This is a genomic window from Streptomyces sp. 13-12-16 (genome assembly GCF_002114215.1).
In the GTDB taxonomy this organism is placed as follows: domain Bacteria; phylum Actinomycetota; class Actinomycetes; order Streptomycetales; family Streptomycetaceae; genus Streptomyces.
In genome coordinates this window covers 8,227-18,824 of the sequence record NZ_NCTE01000831.1, presented here as the reverse complement: position 1 = coordinate 18,824, position 10,598 = coordinate 8,227, and the positions used below count along the sequence as shown (strand labels likewise).

The following is a 10,598-nucleotide window of genomic DNA, read 5'->3' as shown; positions in this document are numbered from 1 at the left end:
CCCCCGCCGTGCCCACGGGCAGTCGTGCCTCCCCAGTGCCTCAAGGGCCCGGGAGGTGCCCCCAGGGCGATGGGGGTGCCCCCGCCCGAGCGCAGCCGAGAGCGGGGGAGGCACCCCGCGAACGCCGGGCCGCGCGACCCGCCCCCGGCCGGTTCGCGCCGGGCCGCGTACCCTGCTCGCACCCCCCGCACCTCACCCCCGCCGACCGCCCGGACCCGGGACCCTGGTCCCGTCTGTCAGTGCGACGGTCCACAATGGTCCGCGTCAGATCCCGTCCACTCGCTTCAGCAAGGAGCCGGCAGCGATGGCCCGCCGCAGCACGAAGACCCCGCCGCCCGACGACTCGTACGAGGAGAAGATCCTCGACATCGACGTCGTCGACGAGATGCAGGGCTCCTTCCTCGAGTACGCGTACTCGGTCATCTACTCCCGCGCCCTGCCGGACGCGCGTGACGGTCTCAAGCCGGTGCACCGCCGCATCGTCTACCAGATGAACGAGATGGGCCTGCGGCCCGAGCGCGGCTACGTGAAGTGCGCCCGCGTCGTCGGCGAGGTCATGGGCAAGCTGCACCCCCACGGCGACGCGTCGATCTACGACGCCCTGGTGCGCATGGCCCAGCCGTTCTCGATGCGCGTCCCCCTGGTCGACGGCCACGGCAACTTCGGCTCGCTGGGCAACGACGACCCGCCCGCCGCCATGCGGTACACCGAGTGCCGGATGGCCGAGGCCACCAGCCTGATGACCGAGTCCATCGACGAGGACACGGTCGACTTCGCGCCCAACTACGACGGGCAGGAGCAGGAACCGGTGGCGCTGCCCGCCGCCTTCCCGAACCTGCTGGTGAACGGCGCGTCGGGCATCGCCGTCGGTATGGCCACCAACATGCCGCCGCACAACCTGCGCGAGGTCGTCGCGGCCGCGCGGCACCTGATCAGGTATCCGAACGCCGATCTCGACGCCCTGATGAAGCACGTCCCGGGCCCCGACCTGCCCACCGGCGGTCGGATCGTCGGCCTGTCCGGCATCCGGGACGCGTACGAGTCGGGCCGCGGCACGTTCAAGATCCGCGCGACGGTCACCGTGGAGGACGTGACGGCCCGCCGCAAGGGCCTCGTCGTCACCGAGCTGCCGTTCACGGTCGGCCCGGAGAAGGTGATCGGCAAGATCAAGGACCTGGTCGGCTCGAAGAAGCTCCAGGGCATCGCCGACGTCAAGGACCTCACCGACCGCGAGCACGGTCTGCGGCTGGTCATCGAGATCAAGAACGGCTTCGTGCCGGAAGCGGTCCTGGAGCAGCTCTACAAGCTGACGCCGATGGAGGAGTCCTTCGGCATCAACAACGTGGCGCTGGTGGACGGCCAGCCGCTCACCCTGGGCCTCAAGGAACTCCTGGAGGTCTACCTCGACCACCGCTTCGAGGTCGTACGCCGGCGTTCGGAGTTCCGCCGCGGCAAGCGGCGCGACCGACTCCACCTGGTCGAGGGCCTGCTCACGGCCCTGGTGGACATCGACGAGGTCATCCGCCTCATCCGCTCCAGCGAGAACTCCGCGCAGGCCAAGCAGCGCCTGATGGAGCGGTTCTCCCTCAGCGACATCCAGACCCAGTACATCCTGGACACGCCGCTGCGCCGCCTCACCAAGTACGACCGGATCGAGCTGGAGGCCGAGCAGGACCGGCTGAACGCGGAGATCGAGGAGCTGACCCGGATCCTGGACTCGGACGCGGAGCTGCGCAAGCTGGTCTCCGCGGAACTGGCCGCGGTGGCCAAGAAGTTCGGCAACGACCGCCGTACGCTGCTGCTGGAGTCGGCCGGCACCCCGGCCGCCGCCGTACCGCTGCAGGTGGCGGACGACCCGTGCCGGGTGCTGCTGTCCTCCACGGGCCTGCTCGCCCGTACGGCGGACAACGAGCCGCTCGCCGACGACGGCAAGCGGGTCAAGCACGACGTGATCGTCTCGGCGGTGCCGGCGACGGCCCGCGGTGAGGTGGGCGTCGTCACCTCGTCCGGCCGGCTGCTCCGGCTGAACGTGATCGACCTGCCGCAGCTCCCGGGGACGATGCCGACGCCGAACCTCTCGGGCGGGGCGCCCCTGGCCGAGTTCGTGTCCCTGGAGGACGACGAGCAGGTGGTGTGCCTGACCACGCTCGACGAGTCGTCGCCGGGCCTGGCGCTCGGCACGGAACAGGGAGTCGTCAAGCGCGTGGTGCCCGACTACCCCTCCAGCAAGGAGGAGCTGGAGGTCATCACGCTCAAGGAGGGCGACCGGATCGTCGGCGCGGTCGAGCTGCGCACGGGCGAGGAGGACCTGGTCTTCATCAGCGACGACGCGCAGCTGCTGCGCTACCCGGCCGCGCAGGTCCGGCCGCAGGGCCGTCCCGCGGGCGGCATGGCGGGCATCAAGCTCACCGAGGGGGCGAAGGTCATCTCCTTCACGGCGGTCGATCCGGCCGCGGACGCGGTGGTGTTCACGGTCGCGGGCTCGCGGGGCACGCTGGACGACTCGGTCCAGACGACGGCCAAGCTGACTCCGTTCGACCAGTATCCGCGCAAGGGCCGGGCCACCGGCGGCGTGCGCTGCCAGCGGTTCCTGAAGGGCGAGGACTGCCTGGCCCTGGCCTGGGCGGGCCCGCTCCCGGCCCGTGCCGCGCAGAAGAACGGCACGGCGGTGGCCCTCCCGGAACCCGACCCGCGCCGCGACGGCTCGGGCGTGTCCCTGCCGAAGACGGTGTCGGTGGTGGCGGGCCCGGCCTAGGCCGCCGGATCCTCCGCCGCCCCCTGCACATAGCGGAGAACGCCCCACATGCCGTGGTCGTCGGCGTGTGGGGCGCCGTCGCTCACGCACGCCTCCAGCTCCTCGCCGAGGGCGGTGGCGTCGATGCCCGAGCCGATGAGGACGAGCTGCGTGAGCCGCTCCTCGCCGGCGGGCCAGGGCTCGGGGTAGAACCGCAGGAACGGCCCCACGGCGTGTACGGCGTACCGGTTGCCGACGTCGTACGGACCGAAGTCGACGTACCCCTTGATCCGGTAGAGCCCTTCGGGCCGGCCGTCCAGGAACCGGATCAGCCGCCGTGGGTCCAGCGGGCGCCCGGAGACGAAGGAGACGCTGTCGTACGCGGCGTGCAGGTGCTCGGAGTGGTCGGCGCGGTGCAGATCGTCGAACGACAACTGCCCGACGCGCTCCTCGCTCGGCCTGCAGTCGAAGAGGAACTCGGGGTCGACCCGGCCGTGCGTGGCGGGGACGACGGCCGCGCGGTCGACGAGGGACCGGACCAGGGCCAGTACGCGCGAGGCGTCGGTGACCCGGTCCACCTTGTTGACGACCACGAGGTCCGCGAGGGCGAGGTGCCGGTCGATCTCCGGGTGCCTGGCCCGGGTGGCGTCGAACTCGGCGGCGTCCACGACCTCGACGAGTCCGCCGTACACGAGGCCCGGATGCTCGCTGGCGAGCACCATCCGCACGAGTTCCTGCGGTTCGGCGAGGCCGCTGGCCTCGATGACGATGACGTCGATCCCGGCGGAGGGGCGGGCGAGCCGCTCGAGGTACACGTCGAGTTCGCTGCCGTCCACGGCACAGCACAGACACCCGTTGCCCAGCGACACGGTCGAGTCGCCGAGCGCCCCGGCGACGGCCATCGCGTCGATCTCGACGGCCCCGAAGTCGTTGACGACGGCACCGATGCGGCTGCCGCCGCTGCGGTGGAGGAGGTGGTTGAGCAGGGTGGTCTTCCCCGATCCGAGAAATCCGGCCAGCACCACGACCGGAATCTGCCGACCGCCGTTCCGCACCACCACGCGACCCCTCTCACACCTGGGCGTACCCCGGCTCGCGTCTGCGCGTACGCCCGGGAAACGACTGACGCACCAGGATACGAGCAGTGGGAACGACGGCGAAGTGAACGATTGTTAGCAGCATCCACGGGGCAGACGTTGGGCAAGGCGCCGGTTTGTGCGACCCTCGCTTCCCTCCGTGCGCCGCCTGGCCGCCTTCCCGCCGATCAGAGCCGCTCGGCACCCTGGAAGGCGGCAAGCGCCGCCCACCGCTCGCCGGTTCCCCACAGTCGACCCGCAACCCGACGACCGGCGGACGGCGGCCCGATCGGGGGTATTTGACATGGCCACACAGAACAGTGGGATACGGGGGCTCGGTGCCGTCGCCATAGCCGGCCTCGGCATGGCGGCGGGCGTCCTCGTCACCGTGGCGGCCCAGCGCCACACGCTCGAGTCGCTGCACGCGCGTCTCGAGAGCCTGGAGAAGCAGGCACACACCCGGCGGAACGCCGATCTGGCGATCCAGCAGCGCCAGCACTGGGAATTGCTGAGCAAGGCCATCGACGACCCCGAGCTCGCCGAGGTCCTGGACATCTTCGAGGTGTCCGCCCCTCCCTCGAAGCGTCGGCAGTACCTGTACGCCAACGCCTTGTACACCAACCTGCTGTTCTATTACCGCATCGGGAACCTGTCCAAGGAGGAGTTCTACCAACGCGCCCGGGGCACTTTCCAGAATCCGATCGTCAGGGAGTACTGGTACGCCACCCAGCAGCAGCGGGCGAGCATCGCGAACACCGAGGAGGCGGAAATGGGACTGCTCGTCGACGACCTGCTCCGGCAGCTGGAGGAGGCGGAGACCGACGAATGGTGGGTGGTCGGCGAGCCTCCCGCCGAGGACTGACGGCGGGCATCCGGACGGTGCGCCGGACCGTCCGGACCCCGGTCCGCCGAGAGTGCGGTCACGCGTCGGGGATGTCGGCCTTCGCCCTGACCAAGGTCTCACGCGTGATCACGACGATGCGCTCGTAGTCCGCTCGGGCCGCGTCAGCCGGAAGGTCCGCGTCCAGGGAGTCAGTCATGTCGGTGCCGATGACGGCGAAGTTCCCGTCGGCCAACTCGAAAATGTCGGGACACGTCCCACCATTCGTGCTGCCTCGGTAACGCGGAGCAACGCCGAGGCGGCGGATGATCTGACTCACTGTTCAATTTCCTTTGTCTCAAGGCACAAGCGCGCCTGCGCCCGCTGCCGCGCGATGCGCGAGGGCAGTCTCCCCCACATCCAAGCCCCGGTGAGCGCGGCACGCAGGTGACCGGATCCGGTCATACCCCTCGGACGCGGCGCGTGCGGCATTCCTATCACTCGGACGTGTTCACGCACTCCGGCTCCGGAGAATCCTCCGCAAGAGTGACAAGTAAGCGAAGAATCGATGATCAACCTCGTTCAAGGCAATTGTCACCATTGGGTCGTGCGCACCCACGGGCGCGGCCGGACCACGGCGTACGAGCGGGCCGACAAGCCACTCGCGAGCAAGTCAGGTTAGGCTCACCTTTGTGAGTAGCACGTGCTCGAACGTCTCCCGTGAGTTCGATGAGCCGGTCGCGGGAACCGCGGCCACCGCGCGGACCTGGCTGCTGCTGGAGCAGCCCGGCCCCTGGGGTGCCGAGGCGCTCACCTCCAGCCACCTCGACCCCGCGCTGGGCCGCGCCCTGAAGGCCGCCGCGCAGGGCAGCGGTGTGCGGATCGTGCTCGTACGGCGGCCCGGACGGCACGCGGACCGCCGGACGCCCGCCACGCGCCGGGTGTACGTGGCCCACACCGTTCCCGGGAACGTGTGGCTGTACGCCGCCACCACCACGGACCCCCAACGCCTGCTCGACCTCGACTTCGCCGCGCTCGGCAGGGGCGAGCCGGAGTCCTTCGCGACCGCGCTCCACGGACGGCCCCACGAGGGCGGCCCCCTCGCCCTCGTCTGCACCAACGGCAAACGCGACCGCTGCTGCGCCCTCCTCGGACGGCCCCTGGCGGCCGAACTCGCCGCCTCCGGGGTCGAAGGTGTCTGGGAGGTCACCCACCTGGGCGGTCACCGCTTCTCCCCCACGATGCTCGTGCTGCCGTACGGCTACGCGTACGGGCGGGCCGAGGCGCACACCGTCAAGGACGTGCTGCACGGCGCGCGGGAGGGCCGGATCGTCGTCGAGGGATGCCGGGGAGGTTCCGCCTGGGAACGGCCCGGTCAGGCGGCCGAGCTGGCCGTCCGGCGCGCGGTGGGCGAGTACGCCGCCGAGGCCCTGAGCGTCGTACGGACGGACGGCGCGGCGCCCCGCTGGGAAGTGACCGTCGCCCACGGGGACGGGCGCCGGTGGCTGGTGGAGGTCGCCCGGGGCGCGTCCCTGCCGCCCCGTCCGGAGAGCTGCGGGTCGGTGCTCGGCTCACCCGCGCGGATGGACGTCGTGGGCGTCCGCGAGGTGACCCTGGCGGCGCTGGCGGGCTGACCGCCCCCGCTCACGGAAACACGGGCCCGGGAGATCCCCGCCACACCCCTGCGGCACCCCGCGCCCGTCCACGTACCGTCATGGGTATGAGCTCCACTCCCCCCGCACGCCGCCTGCGCCTCGGCCTGCCGCGGCGGGTGTTCTCGCAGGTCCTGCTGATGCAGCTGGCGATCGCCGCGGGAGTCGCGGTGCTGGCCACCGGGCTGTTCCTCGCGCCGCTCGGCGACCAGCTGGACGACCAGGCGATGCGCCGCGCGCTCGCGATCGCGCAGACCACCGCCCAGCAGCCGCAACTGGCGCGGGACCTGCGCGGCACGGCACCGTCCCCGGACGGGCCGGTACAGCGGGAGGCGGAACGGATCCGGAAGGCCACCGGTGCCGAGTACATCGTGGTGCTGGACGCGCGGGGCGTGCGCTGGTCGCACACCGATCCGGAGCGGATCGGCGGCCTGGTGTCGACCGACCCCGGCGAGGCGTTGGCCGGACACGACGTCATGGAGATCGACGACGGCACCCTGGGGCGCTCCGCGCGGGGCAAGGTTCCGCTGCGGGACGACGACGGGGAGATCGTCGGGGCGGTCTCCGTCGGCATCGCCTACGACAGCGTCCGGGCCCGGCTGATCCACGCCATCCCGGGACTGTTCGCGTACGCCGGCGGTGCCCTGGCCGTGGGCGCGCTCGCGGCCTGGCTGATCTCCCGGCGGGTGCAGCGGCAGACCCGCGACCTGGCCTTCTCGGACATCGCGGCGCTGCTCGCGGAGCGTGAGGCGATGCTGCACGGCATCCGGGAGGGCGTCGTCGCCCTGGACCGCACCGGCCGTGTCCGCCTGCTGAACGACGAGGCGCAGCGCCTGCTGGGAATCGGTGAGGAGGCCGTCGGCCACTCCCCCGACCTGGCGCTCGGCCCGGGACGCACCGCCGATGTGCTGGCCGGGCGGGTGACCGGTACCGATCTGCTCACCGTCCGCGGCCGGCGGGTGCTGGTCGCCAACCGGATGCCGACGGACGACGGCGGCGCCGTGGCCACCCTGCGCGACCGCACGGAGCTGGACCGGCTCGGCCGGGAACTGGACTCCACGCGGGGACTGATCGACGCGCTGCGCGCCCAGGACCACGAGCACGCCAACCGGATGCACACCCTGCTGGGGCTGCTGGAGCTGGAGATGTACGACGACGCCGTGGAGTTCGTCGGCGAGGTGGTCGGTGATCACCGGGCCACGTCGGAGCAGGTCACCGAGAAGATCCGGGATCCGCTGCTCGCGGCGCTGCTGGTGGGCAAGGCGACGGTCGCGGCCGAGCGCGGCGTGGCGCTGTGGGTGTCGGACGGGACCCGGCTCCCGGACCGGCTGATCGACCCCCGGGGGCTCGTCACCGTCGTCGGCAATCTGGTGGACAACGCCCTGGACGCCGTCGCCGGCGCTCCGCACGCGCGCGTGGAGGTCGAACTGCGTGCCGAGGGCCGTACGGCGGTGCTCGTGGTACGCGACACCGGGCCCGGAATTCCGCCGGAGCACCGCGAGTTGATCTTCACCGAGGGCTGGTCCACCAAGGAGCCGCCGGCCCACCGCGAGCGGGGCATCGGACTGCCGCTGGTGCGCCGGCTCGCCGAGCGGCAGGGGGGCAGCGCGGACGTGGGCGAGGCGCCCGGCGGGGGCGCGGAGTTCACCGTCGTGCTGCCCGAGGCCCTGACCGAGCCGGGTGCGGAACCCGTGCTCAGCGGGGCGTCCGCCCCGGGGAGCGCCGAGGAGGAGTCGGAATGATCGAGGTCCTGGTCGTGGACGACGACGTGCGGGTCGCGCGGGTCAACGCCGCGTACGTCGAGAAGGTGCCCGGCTTCCACGTCGCCGGTCAGGCGCACAGCGCGGCCGAGGCGCTCGGCCGGCTGGAGACTTCGCCCCGGCCGGACCTCGTCCTCCTGGACCACTACCTGCCCGACGAGACGGGGCTCGAGGTGGTGCAGGAGATGCGCCGGCGCGGGCACCAGACCGACGTGATCATGGTGACGGCGGCCCGTGACGTGTCCACGGTGCAGGCGGCGATGCGCCAGGGCGCCCTGCAGTACCTGGTCAAGCCGTTCGCCTTCGCCGGGCTGCGCGTCAAGCTGGAGGCGTACGCGGAGCTGCGCCGCACCCTCGACGGCGGGGGTGAGGCGGAGCAGGCGGAGGTGGACCGCATCTTCGGCGCGCTGTCGGCGTCGTCCGAGCCGCAGTTGCCCAAGGGGCACTCCCCCACCACCGCGGAACTCGTACGGCGGTCCCTGATGAACGCGGGCGGCCCGCTGTCGGCCCAGGAGATCGCCGAACGCACGGGGGTGAGCCGCCAGACCGCCCAGCGCTACCTGAAGCTCCTGGAGCGCACGGGACGGGCCACGCTGACCCTGAAGTACGGCGACGCGGGCCGCCCGGAACACCGTTACGTGTGGGCGACCCGCGCCTGAGGACACGGTCCGTGGGGGGCAGGGGACTCCTGCGGACGGCGGCTCCGTCCGTCTCCGCCGGGCGCCCTACGCGGCCCCCGCACCGGTCAGTGAGCGCACCTCGGTCTCCGCGTGCTTGGCCTCGTCGGGCACCTCGGGTGAGGTGAGCGTGCCGAGCCAGCCCGCGAGGAAGCCCAGCGGGATGGAGACCAGACCGGGGTTCTGCAGCGGGAAGAGCTGGAAGTCGGCACCCGGGAAGAGGGACGCGGGGCTGCCCGACACCACGGGGGACAGCAGCACCAGCACCACGGCCGGGACCAGGCCTCCGTACACGGCCCATACGGCACCGCGTGTGGTGAAGCCGCGCCAGAACAGCGAGTACAGCAGCACGGGCAGGTTCGCGGACGCGGCCACGGCGAAGGCGAGGCCCACCAGGAACGCGACGTTGAGGTCACGGGCCAGCAGGCCGAGGCCGATCGCGACCAGGCCGACGCCGACCGAGGCGACGCGGGCGACGGCCACCTCGCCGCGCGGCTTCCCGCGCCGGCGGCGCAGGGAGGCGTACAGGTCGTGCGCGACGGACGCCGAGGAGGCGAGCGTGATCCCGGCGACCACGGCGAGGATCGTGGCGAAGGCGACCGCGGCGACGATCGCGAACAGGATCGTCCCACCGGTGGAGCCGGCGCCGCCGCCCAGGTCGAGGGCGAGCAGGGGCACCGCCGTGTTCCCGGCCGCGTTCGAGGCGCGCACGGCGTCCGGTCCGACGAGGGCGGCGGCGCCGAAGCCGAGCACGATCGTCATCAGGTAGAAACCGCCGATGAGGCCGATCGCCCAGACGACCGACCGTCGTGCCGCCCGCGCGGTGGGGACGGTGTAGAAGCGGGACAGGATGTGCGGCAGCCCGGCCGTGCCGAGCACCAGCGCGAGACCGAGGCTGATGAAGTCGAACCGCGCGGTCCAGTCCGCGCCGTAGGCGAGCCCGGGTGCCAGGAACGCCTCCCCGTGACCGCTGCGTTCGGCGGCGGTGAGGAGCAGCCGGTTGAAGTCGCCGTGGAACCGCAGCAGAACGAGGACGGTCAGCACGATGGTGCCGCCGAGCAGCAGGACCGCCTTGACGATCTGGATCCAGGTGGTGGCCCGCATCCCTCCCAACGACACGTAGACGACCATGAGGACGCCGACGCCTACGACGGTCCAGGCGCGGGCCGCCTCGCCCGTGCCGCCGAGCAGCAGCGCGACCAGGCTGCCCGCGCCCACCATCTGCGCCACCAGATACAGAACGGACACGGTGACCGAGGAGGTTCCCGCCGCGATCCGCACCGGCCGCTCCCGCATGCGCGCGGCGACCACGTCGGCGAGCGTGAACCGCCCGCAGTTGCGGACCAGTTCCGCGACCAGGAACAGGACCACCAGCCAGGCCACCAGGAAGCCCACCGAGTAGAGCATCCCGTCGTAGCCGACGAGCGCGATGAGTCCGGAGATACCGAGGAAGGACGCGGCCGACATGTAGTCGCCCGCGATGGCAAAACCATTTTCCATCGGGGAGAAGAGCCGGCCGCCCGCGTAGAACTCCTCCGCCGAGCCCTGCCGGTGGCGGCTCACCCAGGTCGTGATGCCCAGGGTCACCGCGACGAACGCGCCGAACAGCAGCAGCGCCGGCAACTGGTGATCGCCCGTCATGCCGCGCCGCCTCTCCCGCGCGCCAGCTCCTGGGCGTCCCAGCGCAGTTCCAGCGCCGCCCGGTCCCGGCGCAGCCGCGCGTGGCGGACGTAGGCCCAGGTGAGCAGGAAGGTGGTCAGGAACTGGCCGAGCCCGGCGAGCATGCCCAGGTTCACGGCGCCCGCGACGGGCCGCGCCATCAGTCCCGGTGCGGTCGTGGCGGTCACGACGTACGCCACGTACCAGGTGAGGAAGGCGG

General features: G+C 72.0%; 9 protein-coding genes. 5 read left to right on the top strand and 4 right to left on the bottom strand.

All coding sequences use genetic code 11. The features are described 5' to 3' along the window. Positions 1-304: 304 nt before the first annotated feature. Positions 305-2,755, top strand: a complete 2,451-nt coding sequence (locus B7767_RS30095; RefSeq protein WP_085574912.1) for a DNA topoisomerase (ATP-hydrolyzing) subunit A — start codon at positions 305-307, stop codon at positions 2,753-2,755. Here the strand turns inward: B7767_RS30095 and B7767_RS30090 are convergent. Further along, the gene (locus tag B7767_RS30090; protein WP_085574916.1) at positions 2,752-3,792 is read right to left on the bottom strand and encodes a GTP-binding protein; all 1,041 of its coding nucleotides are present in this window, start codon (positions 3,790-3,792) and stop codon (positions 2,752-2,754) included. The genes B7767_RS30095 and B7767_RS30090 overlap by 4 nt on opposite strands. 322 nt (positions 3,793-4,114) lie before the next feature. Between B7767_RS30090 and B7767_RS30085 the strand changes: the two genes are divergently transcribed. Beyond that, positions 4,115-4,672, top strand: a complete 558-nt coding sequence (locus B7767_RS30085; RefSeq protein ID WP_085574911.1) for a DUF6082 family protein — start codon at positions 4,115-4,117, stop codon at positions 4,670-4,672. Between the two features lie 58 nt (positions 4,673-4,730). Here B7767_RS30085 and B7767_RS30080 read toward each other — a convergent pair whose 3' ends face one another. Beyond that, positions 4,731-4,970: a hypothetical protein gene (locus tag B7767_RS30080; RefSeq protein ID WP_085574910.1), complete on the bottom strand. Its 240-nt coding sequence runs from the start codon at positions 4,968-4,970 to the stop codon at positions 4,731-4,733. A 352-nt stretch (positions 4,971-5,322) separates the two neighbouring features. Here B7767_RS30080 and B7767_RS30075 point away from each other — a divergent pair, with 352 nt between their 5' ends. From B7767_RS30075 to B7767_RS30065, 3 genes are all read left to right on the top strand, one after another. Next, positions 5,323-6,264: a sucrase ferredoxin gene (locus B7767_RS30075; protein ID WP_085574909.1), complete on the top strand. Its 942-nt coding sequence runs from the start codon at positions 5,323-5,325 to the stop codon at positions 6,262-6,264. An 86-nt stretch (positions 6,265-6,350) separates the two neighbouring features. Further along, a complete protein-coding gene (locus B7767_RS30070) occupies positions 6,351-8,024 on the top strand; it encodes a sensor histidine kinase (protein ID WP_085574908.1) in 1,674 nt (557 codons plus the stop codon). Further along, positions 8,021-8,701 (top strand): response regulator, encoded by a 681-nt coding sequence (locus tag B7767_RS30065; protein ID WP_085574907.1) that lies wholly within the window; start codon positions 8,021-8,023, stop codon positions 8,699-8,701. The genes B7767_RS30070 and B7767_RS30065 overlap by 4 nt, the downstream gene beginning before the upstream one ends. A gap of 66 nt (positions 8,702-8,767) precedes the next feature. Here B7767_RS30065 and B7767_RS30060 read toward each other — a convergent pair whose 3' ends face one another. Both B7767_RS30060 and B7767_RS30055 read right to left on the bottom strand, forming a co-directional pair. Further along, complete coding sequence (locus tag B7767_RS30060; RefSeq protein ID WP_085574906.1) at positions 8,768-10,360, bottom strand: cation acetate symporter; 1,593 nt, start codon at positions 10,358-10,360, stop codon at positions 8,768-8,770. Further along, on the bottom strand, positions 10,357-10,598 hold a 242-nt coding region (locus B7767_RS30055), incomplete at its 5' end, for a DUF485 domain-containing protein (protein ID WP_143652700.1). The genes B7767_RS30055 and B7767_RS30060, both read right to left, overlap by 4 nt.